The sequence below is a fragment of the Lentzea sp. CC55 genome (genome assembly GCF_021056325.1).
Lineage (GTDB): Bacteria > Actinomycetota > Actinomycetes > Mycobacteriales > Pseudonocardiaceae > Lentzea > Lentzea jiangxiensis.
The window spans coordinates 137,534-158,485 of record NZ_JAJCXE010000045.1 but is presented as its reverse complement, the minus strand read 5'-3'; the positions used below and the strand labels follow the sequence as shown (position 1 = coordinate 158,485).

17 protein-coding genes are annotated in these 20,952 nt (G+C 72.8%); 6 read left to right on the top strand and 11 right to left on the bottom strand.

The window, feature by feature from the left end:
• Positions 1-62: 62 nt before the first annotated feature.
• Complete coding sequence (locus L6E10_RS28885) at positions 63-536, bottom strand: NUDIX hydrolase (RefSeq protein WP_236223238.1); 474 nt, start codon at positions 534-536, stop codon at positions 63-65.
• Positions 537-625: 89 nt separating this feature from the next.
• On the opposite strand from L6E10_RS28885, the gene L6E10_RS28880 reads away from it, so the two are divergent.
• From L6E10_RS28880 to L6E10_RS28865, 4 genes are read left to right on the top strand one after another with little or no spacing between them, the layout of a single operon-like run.
• Complete coding sequence (locus tag L6E10_RS28880) at positions 626-1,495, top strand: ABC transporter ATP-binding protein (RefSeq protein WP_236223237.1); 870 nt, start codon at positions 626-628, stop codon at positions 1,493-1,495.
• A 1-nt stretch (position 1,496) separates the two neighbouring features.
• Complete coding sequence (locus L6E10_RS28875; protein WP_236223236.1) at positions 1,497-2,564, top strand: ABC transporter permease; 1,068 nt, start codon at positions 1,497-1,499, stop codon at positions 2,562-2,564.
• Positions 2,565-2,568: 4 nt separating this feature from the next.
• On the top strand, positions 2,569-3,483 hold the full coding sequence (locus L6E10_RS28870; RefSeq protein WP_236223234.1) for a Gfo/Idh/MocA family protein: 915 nt from the start codon (positions 2,569-2,571) through the stop codon (positions 3,481-3,483).
• A gap of 34 nt (positions 3,484-3,517) precedes the next feature.
• Complete coding sequence (locus L6E10_RS28865) at positions 3,518-4,621, top strand: macrolide family glycosyltransferase (RefSeq protein ID WP_236223232.1); 1,104 nt, start codon at positions 3,518-3,520, stop codon at positions 4,619-4,621.
• On the opposite strand, the gene L6E10_RS28860 is transcribed toward L6E10_RS28865, so the two are convergent.
• The 10 genes from L6E10_RS28860 to L6E10_RS28815 form a co-directional block, all read right to left on the bottom strand.
• Positions 4,596-5,435, bottom strand: coding sequence for an alpha/beta fold hydrolase (locus L6E10_RS28860; RefSeq protein ID WP_236223230.1), 840 nt, complete (start codon positions 5,433-5,435; stop codon positions 4,596-4,598). The two genes, L6E10_RS28865 and L6E10_RS28860, sit on opposite strands and share 26 nt — an antisense overlap.
• 175 nt (positions 5,436-5,610) lie before the next feature.
• Positions 5,611-6,210 carry a DedA family protein gene (locus L6E10_RS28855; protein ID WP_236223228.1) on the bottom strand — a complete coding sequence of 200 codons (600 nt, stop codon included), beginning with the start codon at positions 6,208-6,210 and terminating at the stop codon, positions 5,611-5,613.
• Positions 6,211-6,543: 333 nt separating this feature from the next.
• Positions 6,544-7,269, bottom strand: coding sequence for a GntR family transcriptional regulator (locus tag L6E10_RS28850; RefSeq protein ID WP_236223226.1), 726 nt, complete (start codon positions 7,267-7,269; stop codon positions 6,544-6,546).
• Positions 7,270-7,418: 149 nt separating this feature from the next.
• Positions 7,419-9,815, bottom strand: coding sequence for a lantibiotic dehydratase (locus L6E10_RS28845; protein ID WP_236223224.1), 2,397 nt, complete (start codon positions 9,813-9,815; stop codon positions 7,419-7,421).
• Between the two features lie 189 nt (positions 9,816-10,004).
• The gene (locus L6E10_RS28840) at positions 10,005-12,689 is read right to left on the bottom strand and encodes a BTAD domain-containing putative transcriptional regulator (protein WP_236223222.1); all 2,685 of its coding nucleotides are present in this window, start codon (positions 12,687-12,689) and stop codon (positions 10,005-10,007) included.
• Between the two features lie 405 nt (positions 12,690-13,094).
• Positions 13,095-15,422, bottom strand: a complete 2,328-nt coding sequence (locus tag L6E10_RS28835; protein ID WP_236223221.1) for a glycoside hydrolase family 3 C-terminal domain-containing protein — start codon at positions 15,420-15,422, stop codon at positions 13,095-13,097.
• A 131-nt stretch (positions 15,423-15,553) separates the two neighbouring features.
• Positions 15,554-16,117, bottom strand: coding sequence for a hypothetical protein (locus L6E10_RS28830; protein ID WP_308102899.1), 564 nt, complete (start codon positions 16,115-16,117; stop codon positions 15,554-15,556).
• Positions 16,104-17,705, bottom strand: a complete 1,602-nt coding sequence (locus L6E10_RS28825) for a VWA domain-containing protein (RefSeq protein ID WP_236223219.1) — start codon at positions 17,703-17,705, stop codon at positions 16,104-16,106. The genes L6E10_RS28830 and L6E10_RS28825 overlap by 14 nt, the downstream gene beginning before the upstream one ends.
• Positions 17,702-18,838 carry a toxic anion resistance protein gene (locus tag L6E10_RS28820; RefSeq protein WP_236223217.1) on the bottom strand — a complete coding sequence of 379 codons (1,137 nt, stop codon included), beginning with the start codon at positions 18,836-18,838 and terminating at the stop codon, positions 17,702-17,704. Before L6E10_RS28820 ends, L6E10_RS28825 begins: the two co-directional genes overlap by 4 nt.
• Position 18,839: 1 nt before the next feature.
• Positions 18,840-19,910, bottom strand: coding sequence for a hypothetical protein (locus L6E10_RS28815; protein WP_236223215.1), 1,071 nt, complete (start codon positions 19,908-19,910; stop codon positions 18,840-18,842).
• 172 nt (positions 19,911-20,082) lie between these two features.
• On the opposite strand from L6E10_RS28815, the gene L6E10_RS28810 reads away from it, so the two are divergent.
• Entirely contained in the window at positions 20,083-20,409 is a 327-nt protein-coding gene (locus tag L6E10_RS28810; protein ID WP_236223214.1) for a YciI family protein, read from the top strand.
• A 154-nt stretch (positions 20,410-20,563) separates the two neighbouring features.
• Positions 20,564-20,952: RICIN domain-containing protein (locus L6E10_RS28805; protein WP_236223212.1), on the top strand; the 389-nt coding region annotated here is incomplete at its 3' end.

Sequence of the window (20,952 nt, the reverse complement as noted above, 5' to 3'; positions counted from 1 at the left end):
TGAACGTTGCGGCGCTGCGCACCGGCCGTGTCGTCCGCACGTGGCTGATGCGCGAGTAGCCGTCAGTGGAGGACGAGCCCGCCGACCGGGACCGCGGGGACGTGACCGGTCGGCGGCCGCGACCGCGCCAGCTCCAGGCCCACGTCGACCAGCGACGACCGGCGCAGGCCGCCGACCTCGGCGAGCGGTGTCCACAGAGGATCGAACGTCGCGCCGCCCGGCTCCGGCCGCGGTGCGCCGGTGATGCGGACGAGGTAGAAGACACCGACGTTCTGGTGCGCGCCCTTCTCCGGCTGGTGGCGCTCGGCCGCGGGAACGACCCGCGAGTCCACGCCCAGCAGGCGCTCGACCTCCGCGGCGCACCCGGTCTCCTCGGCCACCTCCCGGACCACGGCGTCGATCGGGTCCTCGCCGTGCTCGACCGCGCCGCCGGGCAAGGTCCAGTGGGCGTCGTCGAACTCCGACGCGCAGCGGACGAGCAGCACGCGGTCGTTCTCGATGCCGACGGCGTAGGCCGCCAGCCGGAAGGTCGTCATGAGCCCACGTTAGTCCGGAAGGCGTCCTCCGCGAGGATGATGCCGCGCGGCGGACGCGATCTTGAACGCGCCGCTCTACCGTTCCCGGCATGTTGACTGTGAGGGGGATCAGCCGGAGCTTCGGCGATCACAAGGTCCTCGACGAGGTGAGCTTCGACGTGCGGCCCGGCCGCATGACGGGGTTCCTGGGCGCGAACGGGTCGGGCAAGACGACCACGATGCGCATCGTCCTGGGGGTGCTCGCCGCGCACGGCGGGACGGTGAGCTGGAAGGGGACCGAGGTCGGGCCGCAGAACCGGCCGGACTTCGGGTACATGCCGGAGGAGCGCGGGCTCTACCCCAAGATGAAGGTGCGCGAGCAGATCACGTGGCTGGGGCGCCTGCACGGCGTCGACCGCGTCACGGCGGAGCGCAACACCGACGAGCTGCTCGAGGACCTGGAGCTGACCGACCGGGCCGGTGACCGCCTGGAGGCGTTGTCGCTCGGCAACCAGCAGCGCGTGCAGATCGCCGCCGCACTCGTGCACGACCCGGACGTGCTGATCCTCGACGAGCCGTTCTCCGGCCTCGACCCGATCGCCGTCGAGACGGTGCTGGACGTGCTGCGCAAGCGCGCCGCGAACGGCGTGCCCGTGCTGTTCTCGAGCCACCAGCTCGCGATCGTGGAACGGCTCTGCGACGACGTCGTGATCATCTCGAAGGGACGGATCGCGGCGAACGGGTCGCGCGAGGAGCTGCGCGCCCAGCACGCCGGCGAGCGCTACGAGATCGTCGTCGCCCAGGACGCGGGCTGGGTCCGCGACGTGCCCGGCGTGACGATCCTGGAGCTCGACGGCCCGCGCGCGGTGTTCGAGGCGGAACCCCAGCAGGTGCTCAGGACGGCGCTGGACCGCGGCGAGGTCCGCTCGTTCACCCCCGTCGTGCCCACGCTGGACGAGATCTTCAAGGAAGTGGTCTGACATGGCGCGCGCGTCCTTCAGCCAGGCGACGTGGCTCGTCGCCGAACGCGAGATGAAGACCCTGGTCACCACCAAGGGTTTCTGGATCGGCTTCGCCTTCACGATCATCGGCCTGTTCGCGCTGACGGTGCTGCCGACGGTGTTCGGCGGTGACGACCCCAAGGTCGCCGCGGTCGGGTCCGCCGTGCAGGCGGTGCAGGGCAAGGCGCTCGACGTCCAGGAGGTCGGCAGCGTCCAGGAGGCCGCGGACCTCGTCCGCGCCGACGACGTCGAGGCCGCGATCGTGCCCGACGGCGCCGGGATCAAGGTCCTCGCGCTCAACAGCCCGCCGAACGACGTGGTCCGCGAGCTCGTCGAGTCGCCCCCGGTGGAGCTGCTGGCGGCGTCGGCGGTCACCTCGGGCCAGCGGTCCGTCACGGTCATCGTGTTCGGGCTGGTGTTCCTCATGTTCGGCATGGGCGGCGCGGCGATCGCGCAGAGCACCGTGACCGAGAAGCAGACGCGGATCGTCGAGATCCTCGTGTCCACGGTGCCGGTGCGGGCGCTGCTCGCGGGCAAGATCCTCGGGCACACGATCCTGACGCTCGGCCAGGTGGTCGTGCTCGCGCTCACGGCGCCGATCGCGCTGCGGGTCGCCGACCTCGGCACGCTGCTGGGGGTGGTGGCGCCCGCGCTGGGCTGGTTCATCCCGTTCCTGATGTTCGGCTTCGTGCTGATCTCGTCGATGTGGGCGGTCGCCGGCGCGCTGGTCAGCCGCCAGGAGGACCTCGGCTCCACGATGGGCCTGGTCATGCTCGCGGTGATGGGCCCGTACTTCGGCGTGCAGTTCTTCTACGAGAACCCCGCGGTGCTCAAGGTGATGTCGTTCGTGCCGTTCACCGCCGGTGTCGCGATGCCGGTGCGGTTGTTCGCCGAGCAGGCGCAGGCGTGGGAGGCGTTGCTCTCCCTCGGCATCCTCGCCGTGACCGTGGTCGTGATCCTGCTGGTCGCGTCGCGGCTTTACACCGGCTCGCTGCTGCAGACCGGTGGGCGGGTGAAGCTCGCCAAGGCGTGGGCACCGGCAGAATAGGCCCATGACCGCTGATCCGATCCGCCTCGCCGTCGTCGGCCTGGGAGCCATGGGCACCCGGATGCTGACGGCGGCGCGGGCACATCCCGGCTACACCGTGGTCGCGGGTGTCGACGTCGCACCCCGGACCCTCGACCACCTCCCCGTCGTCACGTCGCTCGACGAAGTGCTGTCCGAAGTGGACGCGGTGTACGTCTCGACGCCACCCGCCTCGCACGCCGGGCTCGTGCTGAAGGCCTTCGCAGCGGGCAAGGCGGTGTTCTGCGAGAAGCCGCTCGCCGTCGACCTCGGCGAGGCCCGCGCGATGGCCGAGGCCGCGCAGGGTCGTCCCAACGCGGTCAACTTCGCGCTGTCGGACATGGCGGCCACCATCGAGATCGAGCGGCTGCTGCCGGAACCGGGCGCGCTGCGCGGCGTGGAGGTCCGGTTGCAGTTCCCGCGCTGGCCCAGGGCGTTCCAGGCGGAGGCGACCTGGCTCTCCCACCGCGAGCAGGGCGGGTTCGTCCGCGAGGTGCTGTCGCACTTCGTCTACCTCACCGACCGGCTGCTCGGTCCGCTCACCGTCGAGTCGGTGTCGTCGGACTTCCCCGAGCCGGGCGCGGCCGAGGTGGCCGCCCGCGGCGTGCTGCGCGGCAGCGGGGTGCCCGTGCACGTGTCGGCGTTCTCCGGACTGGCCGGTCCCGAGGTCTACGAGTGGACCGCGTGGGGCACCGAACGGTCGCTGCGCCTCGACCAGTGGGCCCTGCTGTCCACTTCGGACGGCGGACCGTGGGAACAGGTGCCGCTGGAGCAGACCGGGTCCGACCACTCGCGGCTCACCCTGTTCGCGGAGGCGGTCCGGGGAGAGCACCCGCGCGACCTGGCGGACTTCGCGAGCGGCCTGCGGGTGGCCGAGGTCGTCGAGGCGTTCCTGCGGTGAAAAACCCTTGACCCGGTTCGGCAGGATCGGGTGGATGGACATCCTGTTCGTCACGCTCGCCGGGCACGGCCACGTCACGCCGACGCTGGGGGTGGTCGAGGAACTCGCCGGACGCGGCGTCGGCGTCGAGTACGCGACCGGCGCCGAGCACGCCGAGGCGGTGAGGAGCGCGGGCGCGCGGTGGGTGGAACTCCCCGCGCTGCCCGAGTTCCGGCCCGTCACCGCCAACCCGGTCGACGAGTGGTTCCCGCACTACTTCGCCGCGATGAGCGCCGCGTACCCGGTCCTGCTCGACCACTGCCGGACCGCGAAACCCGACCTGATCTGCTACGACGCGACGAACTGGCCGGCGCGGCTCGTGGCGCGCAAGCTCGGCGTCCCGGCGGTGCGCACGGTGCCGCACGTCGTGTCCAACGAGCACTACCGGGTCATGGACGTCGACCTGGACCGGTACCTGACCGGACACACCTCGCGGTTCGCCGCCGAGCACGACGTCGAACTGGACCCGTGGAGCACCGTCGAGGCGCCGGAAGCGTGCAGCATCGTGTTCGTGCCGCGCGAGTTCCAGCCGTGCGGGGAGACGTTCGACGAGTCGTTCCACTTCGTCGGGCCCGTGCTCGGCCGCCGGGCCGACGAGCGGTGGGCACCGCGCCGTGACGACCGGCCGCTGCTCTACGTCTCGCTCGGTTCGATCATGAGCGACCCGGAGTTCTACCGGGCGTGCGCCGACCAGTTCTCCGACGGCGTCTGGCAGGTGGCCATGAGTGCGCGCGGTGCCGGCGGGACGGACGACATCGAGGTGCGGCCGTGGTTCCCGCAGCCCGCGGTCCTGCGGCACGCCAAGGCGTTCATCAGCCACGGAGGCATGAACTCGACGATGGAGGCGCTGCACGCGGGAGTGCCGCTGGTCGTCGTCCCGCAGACGCCGGAACAGGAGCAGAACGCCGACCGCGTCGCCGAACTGGGCCTGGGCGAACGGGTCGACGACCACGCCGAGCTGCGCGCGGCCGTCGACCGGGTCGCGGCGGACGGCACGATCCGGCGCACCCTCGACCGGATGCGTGCCGCCATCGCGAGCAGCGGCGGCGCCGCGAGGGCCGCCGACGTCGTCCTCAGCCGAGCACCTCGCGGAGCTTGACCGCGAACTCCTCGGGCTTGCCCGCGTAGCCGAACTCGCCACCGAGGAACCCGCCGTGGTGGCTCGGGAACACGACGGGCTCCTGGCCGAGCAGCCGTGCCGTGTGGATGGCCGTGCGCGCCGTGAACGTGTCACCGGTTTCCTCGCCCACGGCGATCACGACACGGGTGGGGGCGGCGGCCAGCGCGTCCACCCGCACCGCGTAGTCGGTGATGGCGAGCGAGGAGGTGCCCAGCAGCGGGTCGTCGCGCCTGCCGTCGTCCTCGGACGGCATGCCGAACTGGGCGGGGTCCGGTGCGGGCTGGGCGAAGTACTCGTCGGTGTACTCGCCGGGCCACGAGCTCATCTGGATGAACGCGGCCATGCCGGCACCACCGCCCTTGGCCTGGTAGACGTCCATGAACGCGTCACGTGCGCGTCGGGCGGCGGCCGCGTCGGGCAGCACGTCGATGATCGGCGGCTCGTGCGCGACGAGCGTGACGACGTCGTCCGGGTAGGCCGCGACGAGCTCGAGGGCCGTCACGGCACCGCCGCTGGACGCGAACAGGTCGACCGGGCCGCCGACGGCCTCGATCACCGCGTGCACGTCCGCGGCCTGGGTCTGCGGCGTGTTGTCGGTGCGACCGTCCGACCGGGTGCTCCTGCCGAGACCTCGCGGGTCGTAGGTGATCACCTTGCGGTCCGGGAACTGCGCGCGCAGGGCGGTGAAGCCGCTGGCGTCCATCGGCTGGCCGATCATCATCAGCGGGCGGCCCTCGCCGCTCACGTCGTAGGCGATGGAGGCGCCGTCGGTGTCCAGGAAGTGGGTTTCCATGTGGGTTCTCCCCAGTGGAGTCGGGTCTGGACAGCCTAGTCGCAGCACGGCGCGGCGGACGTCGAAGCGGTGCGGGCGCTGAGCGACCTGTCGTCGCGAGTGGACGTTCCGGTGACCGGCGACGTGGCCCGGGGTTCTGCGGCGAACGGCCGCGCGGACACGTCACCGCCTGAGGTCACCGGCGTGAACGGCGGAGCCGGGCGCGGACGCCGAGCGCGATCACCACCACCAGCACGACGAGCAGCGCGACCCACGAGAACTCCGCGAGGTAGTGCTCGGCGGCCTCTCCTGCGAAGTAGACGGCCGCCGTCGTGCCGCCGGCCCACACGATGCCGCCCGCGGCGTTGGCCAGCAGGAACTTCCCGTAGTGCATGCCCATCGTGGCCGCGAGCGGACCGGAGAGGATCCGCAGCAGCGCCACGAACCGGCCGAAGAAGACCGCCCCGGCGCCGAACCTCTCGAACACCGCCCTGGCGCGGCCGATCCTGTCTTCGCTGAAGTGGCGGGGGAACTTCTCGCCCGCCCACTCGAAGACCCGCGGCCCGAACCGCTTGCCCAGCGCGTACCCGGCGCTGTCGCCGACGATCGCTCCCGCGGCCGCCGCGACGCCCACGAGCAGCGGCGAGACCCCGTCGTGGTGCGAGGCCATCAGCGCCGCCGCGACGAGCACGACCTCGCCCGGCAGCGGGATGCCCGTGCTCTCCAAGCCGACGACCAGGCCCACGACGAGGTAGACGAGCAGCGGTGGAACGGTGTGGAGCCACTCGGTCAGCACAGCGGTGATCTTCCTCCAGCCGGACGGGTCCGGCCACGGGACACGGCGGCCTCGGCACGCTGATGATCACCGGACGAGGGGCGGTTGTGGCGGGCCGGCTCGGCTTGCTGCGTCGGGTGGCGGCAGCGGGCCTGGCCCCTCGCCCGGCACGCCACCGTGCGGGGTGCTGGAGCTCACCAGGGCCGAGCGCACCGAGCTGGCCGCCGCCGTGCTCGACGTGCCGGTTCCGGCAAGACGGTGCCGACCACGCGGGTCGTCCTCGCGGCGCCGGCCAGGCGCGACCCGGTGCCGGTGAAGCGGGACAGGGGTCCTTCGCTCGACGCCGGTGGTGGATCAGTCGCTGTCCGCGGTTCCCTCGGCCGTCTTGTGGTCGTGGTAGGTCCGGCGGGTCTGCTCCGCGTGGTGGTGCATGACCTCGCCGGCCCGCTCGGCGTCGCCGTCGGCGATGGCCGTGACCAGCTCGGCGTGCTCGTTCCACGAGTCGCGGCTGCGGGGGCGGGCGATCGGCGTGTAGTACCAGCGCACCCGGCGGTCGACCAGGCCGATCATCTCGGACAGGACCTTGTTGCGGCCGATCGTCGCGACGGCCGCGTGCAGGTCGGCGTTCGCCTTGACCAGGCGGTCGACGTTCGCGGAGGCGAGGGCTTTCTCACCTGCCTCCTGGAGCTTCCTGAGGAGCTTCACGTCGGTCGCGGTGGCGTGCTCGGCGGCGAGCTTCGCGGAGTAGGTCTCCAGCACGCCGCGCACGGCGAGCAGCTGGTCGGCTTCTTCCTCGGTCGGCGTGTGCACGAAGGCGCCCTGGGCGGGCCGCAGGTCGACCCAGCCGTCGGTCTGCAGCCGTTGCAGCGCCTCGCGCACCGGCTGCCTGCTCACGCCGAGGTGCTCGGCCAGCTCGGCCTCGACCAGGTGCCGGCCGGGGGCGAGGGTGCGGTTGACGATGAGCTCGAGCAGTGCGTCGTAGACGGCCTCGCGCAGCGGAGCGGGTCGTTCGACCCGGCGCGCCGCGGCGGCGCTCAGAGAGCCGCGGGGAGCCCGGCGCCGACCCGACGGGGAGGTCATCCCGCGAGACTACAGCTTTTCGTATGCAAAAAGCCCTTCCGGAGTGCCAGGTGGGGTGTCCGGAGCGGTCGGTGCCCACGTCGGCGCGGCGGTGCACCGCGCGGGTTTGGGGAGGGTGCGCTCGCCGCCGCGTTGCCCCGAGCCGGCGGTCATCCGGCCCTCCGGTAGGTCTCCGCGACGATCTCGAGCACCTGGCCGGACGGCACCGGCAGCGCCTCGGTGAGGCGGAGGTGACCGGGGTGGCGGGACAGCAGGCGGGGCAGCAGGCGCAGGTGCAGGGCGTTGGTGAGGTCCGCGTACTGCGCTCCGGGTCCGTTCCCGTGCGCCTCGAACTCCTCGCGAGAGCTGGTGACGCCGCCCGCGAACAGCTCGGCGGGCATGCCCCAGCGGGCGCGGAGGGCGGTGGCGCCGGCGACCGACGTGAACGCCTCCCGCAGCGACCCGGTGGGGAAGTCCCAGTGGCGACGGCCGAGCACGACGTCCCGGTAGCGCAGGCGGCCCGCCACGCGCACGCCGGAGGCGTCCTCGGCCGGCTGCAACGGCGAGAGGTCCGCGGCGCCGCACGAGAGGTCGGCGTGCAGGGCGGCGGTGCGGCCGGGCAGCGCGATCGGCGCGAGGTGGCCGAGGTGGAGGACGTCGAGCAGGGCACCCGTGTCGCGGCGGCGCAGCCGGAGCTCGTCGTGCTCCTGGTCGTGGAAGAGCTCCAGGGCGTCCGGCGTGTGGTCGGCCCAGCGCGGGTCCTCACCGACCTCGGCGCGGCCGAGCAGCGGGTGCAGGTTCGCGTTGAAGCCCCGTACCGGCCGGTACTCGGCGAAACCGCGCGGGAACACACCGTCCAAAGTGGCCCGGACGGTGGCGTACGCCTCGGGCGGCAGCAGGTCCAGGTACCGGCCTGGGAAGCGGCCGAAGCCGTCGTGGACGCGGTTCACCACGAGCCCGTCCGGTGACGACTGGGCGAAGAACGAGTACGAGACCGGCCTGGTCCTCATCCACGCGGGCAGCAGGTCCTCGGCGGCGGTGACGGCCTCGTCGGTGATCACGCCGTCCCGCACCAGATCGGCGACCTGCGCACGGCTGGCGCCGAGGCCACCGGTCGGCGCGCCGGACATGGCCTCCCGCAGCGACGGCGCGCAGGCGGTGAGGCGGGCCGAGCCGCCGCGGCCGAACTCCACGACGAACCGGTCGCGCGCGTGCCGGCGGATCGCGAGGCGCCGGTCGAAGAGCATGAGCAACGGCGTGAGCGCGGCCAGCGAGCGGACGCCGTCGCGACCGTGGGCACGGCCGAGGCGGACCGGCAGCGGCAGCACGACGTCCTCGCTGACCGGCGTCACGCCGCCGAGGTCGGTTCCGGCCAGCGCTCCCAGCGCCTCCCACGACGAGAACAGGGCGGCCAGCGCGGCGGGACGGGCGGCGGCGTCGAGGCCGGCGAAGGCCACCGTGTCGCGGTGCACCGACGCCACGTGGCCGGCGAGCTCGCGGCGGCCGGTGTCGCGCAGCCAGGAGGCCAGCGCGGGCAGGGCGGCGGGGTCCTGCGGGTCGATCGGGAGCACCGGCACCAGCAATTTGACGTCGAGCAGCAGCGCGACGTGGTGCTGCGCGCGGCCGGACTCGTCGTCGGGCAGCCGGGTGGCGAGCGCGCTCGCGAGCTCGGCGGGGCTGATGCCCTTGGGGTTGGCCGCGGTCAGACCGATGAGGAACCGCAACGGCGGGCTCGACGCCAGTTCGACGTCCTCCTCCATGCCGGCGGTCGCGCGCAGCGGGCCGAGGGCGGGGACGTCGCGGCGGAACCTCACGGTGCCGTCGGTGTGCACGCCCGGGGCCAGGCGGTGCGGGTGGTCGAAGAGGTGGGCCCGGTCGGCCAGCAGGGCGGCGACCAGCCGGGTCAGCAGCACGTGGTTGACCCGCGTCACGGCGACCGGCGTGCCCCAGTCGGGCGTGGGCGCGTCGGGGGACCAGGTGGCCCAGCCGATCGCGGCGCACCAGGACGGGGGACCGGCTTTCGAGGTCGCGCGCAGGGCGTGGCGCAGCACCACCGGCTCGGCCTTGCGAGCGCGTCCGTCCCCGGCGCCGGCCCGCGCGAGGCCTTGCCGGACGTCGCGTCCGGCGAAGACGGCGGCCCGCCGCAGGGACTCGTTCCCGCACACCGACGTGAGCACCTCGCGTTCCGCGGCGAGGGCGTCCGGCAGCAGCCGGTCGATCTCCGCGGTCAGCACGGCCCGCTGGCTCACGGCCGACAGCCACTCGCCGAGCCGGGGGATCCGCGACGCCAGGGTCTCCGCCTCGGCGCACAGGGACGCGCGGGGCATCCGTCCGTTGTGGACGTCTCGGCGCAGCGGCAGCACGACGGAGCGGTGGTAGGCGCCGGGGTGGGTGCCCGCGCTGTCGTGCAGCAGCTTCGACACCGGACCGGCCAGCGACAGCAGCGCGGCCTCGACCGCCGCCAGCGCCTCCACCGCCCGCCGGAACGGTGCTGCCGCCACGGCGCCCGCCGGGTGCGGCTGGGCAGCCAGGCGCACGAGTGCGTACGGCGCTGCTTCTCCCCGCACGCGGACGCTCACGCGTTCCGGACGGACGGACCGGCCGTGAGGTCGCCCGGCTCCAGGTCGTCGAGGTCGAACGAGAGGTCCCTCATGCCGTGTCCTTGCTCTTCAGGCGTCACCACCCGGCCCGCGGCCGTCCAGGCAGACTGGAGGAGCGCGATACGGCACGGATCGCGCTCCGCTTGATCGCGCCCGTCACAGGCGCCCGCGGACCTCGTCGGCCTTGGGTTCGCCCAGCTCCTCGAACAGGGCGACCGACTCGAGCCAGCACTTCTCCGCTCCCCGGCGGTCGCCGAGGCCGTCCAGCGCCAGCCCGAGGTTGTCGAGCGACTCGGCCTGCCCGTACAGGTCGCCGATCTCGCGGAACACCTCCAGCGCACGGTCGACCACCGAGGCGGCCCCGGCGAAGTCGAGCAGGCCCCGGTGCGCCTCGCCGATGTTGTTGAGCAGGATGGCCTCGCTGTACGGGTCCTTGATCTCCTGCCGGATCTCGAGCGCCCGCAGGTACCGCGCCAGGGCGACGTCGAACCGGCCCGCGTCGGCGTGCAGCAGGCCGATGTTGTTCAGCAGCACCGCCTCGGTGTGCGCGTTGCCCAGCTCACGGGCGATCTCGGCGGACTGCTCGTAGCACGCCAGCGCCTCGTCGACCCGTCCCTGGACCATGTAGGCGATGCCCAGGTTGTTGAGCGCCGGTTCCTGCCGCGACCTGTCCCCGGTGGCACGGAAGATCGCGAGGGCCCGCTGGGTGTGCTCGATCGCCTCGTCGTGCCGCCGGACCTCGCGCAGCGCGATGCCGAGCGTGATCAGCATCCTGCCCTCGGCGGCGCGGTCGCCGACCGACCGCGCGGCGGCCAGCGCGATGCCGTGCGTGTCGATCCAGTCCGCCCAGTGCTTGCGCAGGTTGAAGAAGTCCCACAGGCACTGGGCGAGGCTCCAGGAGTGCTCCGGCAGGTCGTGCTCCGCTGCCTCGCGCACGGCGGCGACGAGGTTCGCGCGTTCGGTGTCGCACCACAGCAGGGCGGCGTCCCGGTCAGCGAACGAACGCGGGTGCACGGCCGGGTCCGGTGCCGCGATCTCCAGCTTGCGCTGCGGGTTCAGCCGCTGGGCGCTCCGCCACGCGGTGTTGACGTACCAGTCGAGCACCCGGCGCCGCGCCAACGCCCTGGCCGGCGGCGGTTCGGCGGCCGCGACCTGTTCGGCGGCGTACGCGCGCAACAGGTCGTGCAGGCTGTAGCGGCCCGGGGTGTGCTGCTGCAGCAGGTGTTCGTCGAGCAACGTCTCCAGCAGGTCGCCCGCCTCGAACGCGGTCAGCCCGGCGAGGGCGGCGGCGGACTCGGCGGTGACGTCCTCTCCCGGGTGGAGTCCGAGGAGGCGAAACAGACGCCTCTGGTTTTCGGGCAACGCCTGGTACGAGAGGTCGAACACGCCCCGCGCACCGAGACCGCCCCCTCGCTCCAGTTGGGTCAAGAGGTCCCGCATGGTCCACTGTGGACGACGGGCGAGGCGTTTCGCGGCCAGTGCCACGGCGATCGGCAGGTGCCCGCACAGCTCGGCGATCCGCTCCGCCGCCTCGCGATCGGCCTGCACGCGGTCCTCGCCCGCGATCCGGGAGAGCAGTGCCAGGGCCTCGGCGGCGGTGAAGACGTCGAGGAAGAGCGACCGCACGCCGTCGAGGCGCAGCAGCGTGCGGCGGCTCGTGATCAGCACCATGCAGGTCGCGCCGCCCGGCAGCAACGGCAGCACCTGGTCCTCACCGGCGGCGTTGTCCAGCAGCACCAACGCGCGCTTGCCCGCCAGCCGGTCGCGGTAGAGCGCCGCGCGTTCCTCGAGCGACTCCGGGATCTGCGCGCCGGACACGCCCAGCAGGCGCAGGAAGCTCTCCAGCACGGCGGACGGGTCCGCGGGCAGCTCGTCGGCGTCGAAGCCGTGCAGGTCCGCCCACAGCTGCACGTCCGGGTACCGCCGCACCAGCTGATGTGCGGCCCTCACGGCCAGCTTGGTCTTGCCGACCCCGGCCATGCCCTCGATCGCGGAGATCACGACCGTGGTCTGCGGTCCCGGTGCGCACAGCTGCCGCAGCTCCGACTCGCGGCCGGTGAACTCGGCGATGTCCATCGGCAGCTGGCGGTGCGCGGTCAAGGCCGCGGGTGAGGGCGCCCGGCTCTCCAGGACCACCTGCTGCAACTGGCGCAACCGCGCGCCCGGTTCGACACCGACCTGCTCGACCACGTGCCGGCGAGCCGCGGCGTAGGCCTCCAGCGCCTCACCGCGGCGGCCGGCGCGGTCCAGGGCGATCATCAGCTGCGCCCAGAGCTCCTCGCGCAGCGGGTGCAGCGCCGTCTCCAGCCGCAACCGGTCGACCACGTCGTCGAACCGGCCGAGCTCCAGCGACGCCTTGGCGAACCGTTCGACCGCCGTCAGCCTGCGCTCCTGGACCCGGGTCAGCTCCGCGCGCAGCAACGGTCCCGCGTTGAGCTCGGCGGTCGGGACACCGCGCCAGAGGGCGAGCGCCTGTCCCAGGTGGTCCGCCGCCGCTTCGGCGTCCCCCTCGATGAGAGCGCTCTCACCTGCTCGGACCAGGTCCTCGAACGCGTCCAGGTCGAGCTCGCCCGGTTCGACGACGAGCTCGTAGCCGTGGCCCGGTCTGGTTCTCAACCGGTCCCCGAGGACCTTGCGCAACCCTGCGACGTACGTGCGCAGGTTCGACTCGGGGGAAACGGGCGGTGAGTCCCAGACGGCGTCCGTCAGCTGTGCGACGCTGACAGCCTCGTTGGCGTGCAGCAGCAGCATGGTGAGCACCGCGCGCCGCCTCGGTCCGCCCAGTTCCAGCGGTGTGCCCGCCCGCCGTGCCTCCAGCGAACCGAGCAGCAGGAACTCCACAGGTGCATCTCTCCTCGATGATCCGGGCACCGGGGTGCACAGCCATCCTCGCGCACTTCCGGGCCACCTGTGCGCGGCCTGGGCGAAATCTGTGCGCGCCTCCTGGCACCTTTGTACCCAGATCCGGAACCTGCGCCGCCAGGCCCGGTCAACCTCCCGGGAGTGGGGGTCGGCGCAGTTCCCGGGTCCGGTTCCCCCAGAACCCGGCCGGCGTGTGAAAGTCACCGCGCACGTCGGCCACCTATCCGCAAGACCGGTGGCCCGGACGGGTCCCCCAGACTGAATCCGGGCCACCACCTTGCGGGAGCCGTTCCCGGCGTTCGAGCGGCTCACGACGTCGCGGCAGCCACCACCGCCTCCGCTCCGGACCTCTCACCCGGCGGGTCCACCCGCGACTGGACGCGGTCACCCGTTCCCGGCCGGCAGGACGACCCGGACGTCACCGAGCCCGCGGGCGATCAGCACCTCACCGCCGGTCAGCGGGTGCCAGCCGTCCGCCCACACCCGTTGCACGCGCGCCGAACACGGCACCTCGACCCGCGCGGTCTCGCCGGCGCCGACGTCCGCGACCGCGAAACCGATGAGGCGCACCGGTTCGTCCCGCGGCCGCAGGTAGACCTGCACGACCTCCCGGCCGTCCCGTTCGCCGGAGTTGGTGAGCTCCACCTCCACGCAGGAGATCGTCCCGTCCGCGAGGGACGTGGAGACCTCGCCGTACTCCCAGGTCGTGTAGCCGAGGCCGTGGCCGAACCAGAACAACGGGTCGGTCGCCGCCCGGTAGCCGATCGCGGTGCCCTCGCAGTAGCGCAGTTCGCCGTCGGACGGAACGAGCGGCAACGCGTCCTCGTCGCCGCGGGGGAACGTGGTGACCAGGCGTCCGGCCGGCTCGACGTGGCCGAGGAGCGCGGCGGCGACGGCGTCACCGGCTTCCTGACCGGGCAGTCCCGCCCACAGCACCGCGTCGACCTCGGCGAGCCACGGCATCAGCACCGGTGTCGCGGCGTTCACCACGACGACCGTGCGCTTCGCGGCCGCCGCCACCGCCGAGACCAGCGCGTCCTGGTCGCCCGGCAACGCGAGCGTGGTCTTGTCGAAGCCCTCGGTCTCCTGCTCCTCGGTGAGGCCGACGACCACGACCGCCACGTCCGCCTCGCGCGCGGCCCGCACGGCCGCACCGATCGCGTCGGCGGAAGCGCGGGGGACGGGCTGGGCGATGAGGCCGACCAGCGCGCTGGCCCCGCGGACGCGCGCGGTGATCCGGTCTCCGGGGGCCGCCAGGACCTCGGTCGTCCAGTGCGGCGGCTTGAGCAGCGCTTCCTCGACGATGCCGTCCGCCCAGGCCAGGCGCTCGGAGTACGTCGATCCGCCGGCCTCGACCGTCCACTCGCCGAACCCGCGGACCCCGACGAGCATCCGCGCGGGCACGGCCGCCGCGAACTCGCCGGACAGCTCGATCGACGCGGCGCCCTGCGCCCAGCCGCCGTACGCGGCGAGCTCCGCGATCTCCATCTCGCGCGACGCCAGCACCTCGCCGCTCGCGTCGAACGTCGTGGCGCGGACGTTCCGCAGCACCCCGGCGCGAGGGGCGGCGTGGCGCAGGCGGACCTCCACGCCGTCCACGACGGACACCCGGTCGCCGAGCAGCGAGGTCAGGCCGTCCGCGATGCTGATGACGTGCGGCGGCCGCACCCCGGCCGAGCCGCCGCCCTGCGCGACGGTGTCGGTGGCGTGCCGGCCGATCAACGCGATCGCGGGCTCGGCCAGCGGCAGCACCCCGGAGTTCTTCAGCACGGCCATGCCGCCCGCGGCGAACCTCCTCAGCTGGTCGCGGCGCCCCGGGCTGTCCGGCGCGGGCAGGTCCCGCGGCCACGACCGCGGGACGCCGAACGCGCCGGTCCGCGACGCCAGGAGCAGCAGCCGGCGCACGTGGTCGTCGACGACCGCCTCGGCGACCTCACCCGCCTCGACGGCCGCGACGAGCCGGTCCTCCCAGGGGCCGCCGGGACCGGGCATCACGAGGTCGAGGCCGCCGTTGGCGCTCGCCGCCGTGGACTTGGTGGCGAACCAGTCGGACATCAGCAGGCCGTCGAACCCCCACTCGCCCTTCAGCACACCCTCCACCAGTTCGGTGTGCTCGGTGGCGGGAACGCCGTTGACGTTGTTGTAGGCCGCCATGACCGCCCACGGCGCGGAGTCCTGGACGACGATCTCGAACGGCAACAGGTACACCTCGCGCAACGTCTTGTCGTCGAGCACCATGCTCGCCGTGCGCCGCTCGGTCTCGGACTCGTTGGCCACGTAGTGCTTCGGCGTCGCCGCGATGCCCTTTCCCTGCAGGCCCCGGACGTAGGCGGCCGCCAGGGCTCCCGTGAGCAGCGGGTCCTCGCTGTAGGCCTCGAACAGGCGGCCGCCGAGCGGGGTGCGGTGCAGGTTGATCGTCGGCCCGAGCACGACGTGCACCTGCTGTGCCTGCGCCTCGTCCGCGAGCACCTCGCCGACCTCGTGGGCCAGCGCCGTGTCCCAGTGCTGGGCGAGCAAGGTGGCGTTCGGCAGCACGCACGCGACCGTGCCGCCCCGGAGCTCCGCGCCGCGGACACCGGTCGGCCCGTCGGACAGCTTGAGCGACGCCAGCCCGATCCCGGGCTCGTCGTGCAGCGCGAAGAGCGCGGAGCCCGTCAGCAGCCGCACCTTCGCGGGCAGGTCCAGGGCCGCGATCGCCTTCTCGATGTCCATGGTCCGAGCACACCAGCCCGGTCGGCCGGGCGATTGGTCGGTATGTCCCGCCGTTACCATTCGGTTGCTCTTCGGTGATGTGCCGTGCGGCGACTCCGGCGCCGGTCCGCGCCCTCGAGTCCGAAGAGGACTCAGCGGTCCTCCAGGTAGCGGGTGTGGTCGGCCTGCCGCTGTGCGTCGGCCGCGTGGAACCGCTCCGCCGCGCTGATCGCGTCGGCGTGCAGCAGGTCCAGCTGCCGGAGCAGTTCCGCGCCCGAACCGCGTGCGGCGGCATACCACCACGGGAGGTTCAGGTACGACTGCACGGACAGCGGCAGGTCCGTGCCGACGAGCCGGGTGACGGCGTGCAGGGCGTCCGGGTCCGCGCGCAGCTCGCGCGGGCGGTCCAGCATGCCGCGCAGCACCTCGGCGACCTCCGCGAGCCTCGGCACGGCCTCGGCGGGCACGCGCAGGCCTCCCACCCGGTCCACCAGCGCGTCCAGTTCCGACCGCAGCGCGCCGGCTTCCTCCTCCGGGTCGGTCACGAGGGTGATCCGCTCGGGTGGCGCGGCCAGAGCGCCCACGCCGTACAGGCCCGCCACCACGAGCAGCCAGTAGGAGCCGGCCAGCCCGGCGAGGTGCAGCCCCAGGCCGATCAGGCCGCCGGCGCAGCCCGCGAGGTTCTTCCAGGAGGCGAGGTACCTACTGATAGCCACGGATCTCCTTGAAGGCGGAGGAGAGCGAGCGGCTGCGGGCGTCGAACACCTTGCCACCGCTCATCTTCGCCACCTGCTCCATCTCGGCGGTCGCGCTCTCGCCGAACAGCACGGGGAAGATCGGGACGCCCTTGAGGTCGCTCGGCAGGGCCTGGTGGAACAGCCGGAAGTCGCCGGCGTCCTCACTGCCGGTGTTCTCGCCGTCGGTCATGAGCACGATCGACGTGAACCTGTCCGGATCGGCGTCGACCTGCCGGCGCAGCACGTCGTAACCACCGCGCAGGCTGCTGTAGATCGCCGTGCCGCCGGCCGCGTCGAGCGAGGTCGCCGTCGAGCGGATCCGGTCGAGGACCGGCCGCGGGTCGTCCTGCGGCACCTCGTAGGTCAGCGGCGGCCGCGCGGTGCTGCTGAACGGCAGCAGGGTCACCTGCTCGCGGCCGTGGAACCGGCTGAACCTGCCGGCCAGCGACTCGTCGGCCCCGGTCAGGCCGGTCAACGCCTGGCGCAGGCCCTCGATGCGGTCACCCTGCATCGACCCGGAGGTGTCGAGCACGTAGAGCGTCCGGGACGGGCGGCGCAACCGGTCGAAGTACGTGGTGATCAGACCGTCCACAGCGGACTGGCTGCCGGGGAACGGCAGCTCCACCAGGTCCTTGACGGCGAACTCGTCACCGAGCCGCACCTGCGGCACGGCGGGGCGGCGGTGGGTGGTCTCCACGATCCTGCGCTGGACGTCGGCGCCGCGCAGGTGGTCCGACAGCTTCCGGTGCGCCTCACGGGCTTCCGCCGACGCCGAGGTGAGCAGGGTCAGCGGGTAGTCGGCGGTCACCACCCCGTCGCTCGGGTAGACCAGGGTCAACGGCTCGGGCAGCGACAGCAGCACCGACTCGTAGTTGATCAGACCGTCCACGCCCGCACCGGGGTCCTCGCCCCTGGCGCGCCTCGTGTAGGCCTCGGACAGCCAGCCCGACGAGCCAGCCGACAGCGTCTGCGCCGAGAAGAACTGCTTGAGCCGCGGCGCGACCGCGTCGATCCGCGCCGCGTCCAGTGCCGAACCCGATCCCGACAACGCGGCCGCGACGCCGACCAGTGCGGAGAACCCGGAGTTGGAGGCGGACGGGTCGGTCATGCCGTAGGTGAACTTCCGCGCCCCGGCCGCCTCGGCGATCTCGGCCCAGCCGACGCGCCGGCCGTCCCAGCCGAGCTCCTCGACCTTGGCGGCGGGCAGTCCGAGCACGACGGGCGAGGACATGACCTTGGTCGGCGTGCCGAGCCGCCTCTGGGCGTCCGGCACGAGTTCGAGGTAGCGGTTGGAGGAGAACCAGACGGCGTCGAAGCCCTGCTCGGCCGCGCCGCTCGCGACCTTCTCGGCGCCCTCGACCGTGCCGGTGAAGCTGAACTTGACGCTGACACCGGTGGCCCTGGCGGCCTCGTCGAGGACCGGCTGGAGGTCGGCCAGTTCGCTGCCGGCGAGGACGCGCAGCGTGCCGGGCTCGGCGTCGCCGACGGGTTTCGCCGGGTCGGGGGAATCGGAACACCCCGCCAGCAGCGCCACGACGGCGGCCGCGGGGAGGAGACGGCGGATCATGCTTGCTCCTCGGCGCCGCGCACGCGGCTCAGGTGGTCGTGGGCGCGGCGGATCTCGGCGTCGAGCGCGGTGACCGTGCTCGACAGGGAGTCGGCCGCGCGGGCCTTGAAGGTGTCGATCGCGTCGATCGCGGCGTAGATCTGGTCGAACGACGTCCGCACCGCCTCGACGCCGACGGCGGGGGTGGCGGCGATGCGCTGGACGTCCTGCCCCTGGGAGGACAGCAGTGCCGCGTTGGACTTCAGGATCGAGTCGGTGAGCCCGCGCACGGCGTCGACCTGGCCGGCCACCTCGCGCTGCCCGGCCAGTGCCGCCGCGACCGCGACACCGATCCGCAGCGCCGTCACCGTCGTGGTGACGGCTCGTTCGACGCCCTTGACCAGTTCGTCGTTGTTGCGCCGCACGACGTCCAGCGCCAGGTACCCCTGTGCACACACGGCGAGCTGGGTCAGCAGGTCCTGACGTCGTTGCCGCAGTCCGAAGAGGACGTCCGCGCGCAACGCCTCGGCGCGTTCGGGTTCGGCGAGGTCGAGGATCGCGGCCTGGCGTTCGACGGCCTCGTCCATCTCGGCGGCCAGGGCGGAGGCCCGCGACAGCTCGGTCATCAGGTCCCACAACCGCTGCCGCTCGCCCTTGATGGCCGCGTTGTCGCGTTTGAGGGCGTCCTGGCTCGACCTCAGCCTCAGCACGATCCGGTTGACCGGCTCGTCCGCCGCCCGCAGCCGTGCCAGCAGCCCCTTCGCCGCGTTGCCGCCGGGGAGGAACCCCAGGACCTTGCGGCCGGTGAGCTCGCCCAGGTCCCGCGGGTCGAGCTCGCGCACCGAGCGGCGCAGTTCGGCGAGGCTCGTCGAGACCTGTGCGCCGAGCGGTGACGAGACGGACGCCAGCGTGCGGTCGAGCATCCTGCCCGCGATCTGCGCCGCCACGCGCATTTCCGCCTCGCCGAGCACCAGCGCCTCGTCCACGATCCGGCCGAAGCCGGGGGACCGCGGGTCGACGGCACCCAGCGCGGCGACGAACGCCTCGGCGCGCGAGGACAGCTCGGCGGAGCCGGCGACGGGGATCAGCCCGGCGACGCGGTCGGCGGGCACGGGTCCGACGGGTTCCGGTGGGGTCAGGACGAAGTCGGCCACGTCAGTACTGCTTCGCGATCGCCTCGAGCATCCGCTCGAGCGTCTCGTGCGCGGGCGGCTCGACCACGTCCACGATCGTCCGCGGCACGGTCAGCCGCTTCTCCCGCACGACGTCGTCGAAGTGCTTCGGGTCGGCCGTGCGGAACCCGAACGCCGCCGCGAGCCGTCCCAGCTCGGCGTCGGTCTGGAGCAGCTGCCCGACCCTGTCGCCGGCCTCGCGCAGCGGCACGAGCGTGTGCTTGGACAACACCGTCGGCGCCGGGTAGAGCAGCTCCATCTCCGGCCGGACCGTCGAGTCGCCGCGCACCACCCGGTCGACGAACTGCGCCTCGTACGCGAGCACGAGCGGCGTCTTGCCCATCCCCGCGGACAGGTAGTCCTCGAACGGCCCCTCGGTGCTGCTCTGCGTGTACCCCTGCTCCAGGAACAGCCGCGACACCGCCGGCAGCACCTTCGCCTCGGCGTCCGGACTGCTCACGACACCGCCGTTGGCGACGAACGACGTGATCGCGAGGTACATCGCCGCCGAGTTCGAGTCGCGCGGGTCGGTCGTGGTGACGAGCAGGTTCTTGCGCGCGGGGTAGGAGCTGTTGCCGGGCAGCTGGTCCCACCGCGTCCCGGTCGCCGCGATCGCCAGGTAGGCCTGCACGTCGAACGTCCGGTAGCCCGGCCCGGACTTCACCACGCCCGCCCCGGCGAGCAGGTCGACGATCGGGTCGAACGTCGCGACCACCATCGGCGAGGAGAACGGCGCGTACGTCCGCGCGGCCTTGCGGTCGCGCTGGATCTTCTCGGCCGCCGGCGCGCTCGACGGGAACGCGAAGTCGTACGGGCCGAGGTCGGTCGCCGTCGCGATCTGCCGCGACCCGGCCGGGTCCACCTCGACCACCAGCCCGTGCCTCGCGAACACGTCCCTGACCCGCTGGTCGGCGAAGAACGCGAGCTTCTCCGAGCCGATCACCCCGCGCACGGTCCGGAGGCCGGCGGCCCCGTCGCCCTGACCGAGGACGATCGCGGTCACCACACCCGCGAGCAGCACGACCGCGAGGCCGATGCCGAGCGTTCTCTTCACTTCCCACCCCTGCGGAAAACCCTGTCGGAGAACAGATCTTTCGCCACTTCGACGCCGTCGCGAGGGGGGTGGTGGCAGCCGTGGGGTGAACAGTCGATGAACGTGCCGATGAGTTCCGGGCGGCCGGGGGGTCGGTACCCGGTGAAGGGTTCCGGACGGAGGAGGTTCAGCGGTGAAGTTCGTGACGATCGGCTACGGGGAGCGCTCGGACTACGACCGGACCGACCCGGCGGTCCGCGATGCCGCGCACGCGCACGACGACCGGCTGCGGGCGGCAGGAGCGGAGATGGGCATCGCCGGGGCACCCGTGCGGGTGCGCAACCCGGGTGGGGCGGGCGTGGCGGTGGCGGAAGGGGCGTTCCTGAGGTCGGACCTGCCCGTCGCGGGGTTCGCGATCATCGAGGCCGACTCGGTGGAGGAAGCGGTCCGGATGGTGTCCGGGACCCCGTGCGCGGTCGCGCACGGGGTCGTCGAGGTGTGGCCGCTGACGCAGGGGTGACTTCGGCCGCACGCCACTCACAGTCCACTTGGGACACAAACGGGTCGTTGACAGCCAAATCGAAGGTTCGCTTTACTTGCCGGGCTCAACGGGTCAGAGGCGGGCCATGGGGGACCGTCCTCGTCCGTTGGGCGTTCACGAGCCTGGGGGCTTGATGAAACTGAGCAAGATCGTGCTGTCCGCTGTCTTCGCCGTGGCGACGCTGACGTCGTTGGGAACGTCCACCGCCGTCGCCGCGGACGAAGCGCCGACCACCTTCGGTGAAGCCGTGCAGAACGCCGAGAAGCAGCTCAGGGCCGGCGCTGCGGTTGCCGACTCCGACTGGTTCTACCTGCGGTCACTGGGCCGCGGCGGCTACTGCCTGGACAACTTCGCCAGCGGAGGCGGCGCCAACAACTCGAAGGTCGGGCTGTGGACCTGCAACGGCGGAGTCACCGAGCGGTGGCGCCTGCGGTTGTGGAACAGCGGCATGTTCTACGGGTACAACCTCGTCAACGAGGCCAGCGGCCGGTGCCTCGACTACCCCGCGTCCGCGGGCGACAA

Bases quoted from the DNA above. Each gene is read 5' to 3' on its own strand.
- L6E10_RS28875 (WP_236223236.1), top strand. From the start codon at position 1,497: ATGGCGCGCGCGTCCTTCAGCCAGGCGACGTGGCTCGTCGCCGAACGC.
- L6E10_RS28860 (WP_236223230.1), bottom strand. From the start codon at position 5,435: ATGGAAACCCACTTCCTGGACACCGACGGCGCCTCCATCGCCTACGAC.
- L6E10_RS28870 (WP_236223234.1), top strand. From the start codon at position 2,569: ATGACCGCTGATCCGATCCGCCTCGCCGTCGTCGGCCTGGGAGCCATG.
- L6E10_RS28865 (WP_236223232.1), top strand. From the start codon at position 3,518: ATGGACATCCTGTTCGTCACGCTCGCCGGGCACGGCCACGTCACGCCG.
- L6E10_RS28825 (WP_236223219.1), bottom strand. From the start codon at position 17,705: ATGATCCGCCGTCTCCTCCCCGCGGCCGCCGTCGTGGCGCTGCTGGCG.
- L6E10_RS28885 (WP_236223238.1), bottom strand. From the start codon at position 536: ATGACGACCTTCCGGCTGGCGGCCTACGCCGTCGGCATCGAGAACGAC.
- L6E10_RS28880 (WP_236223237.1), top strand. From the start codon at position 626: ATGTTGACTGTGAGGGGGATCAGCCGGAGCTTCGGCGATCACAAGGTC.
- L6E10_RS28835 (WP_236223221.1), bottom strand. From the start codon at position 15,422: ATGGACATCGAGAAGGCGATCGCGGCCCTGGACCTGCCCGCGAAGGTG.
- L6E10_RS28850 (WP_236223226.1), bottom strand. From the start codon at position 7,269: ATGACCTCCCCGTCGGGTCGGCGCCGGGCTCCCCGCGGCTCTCTGAGC.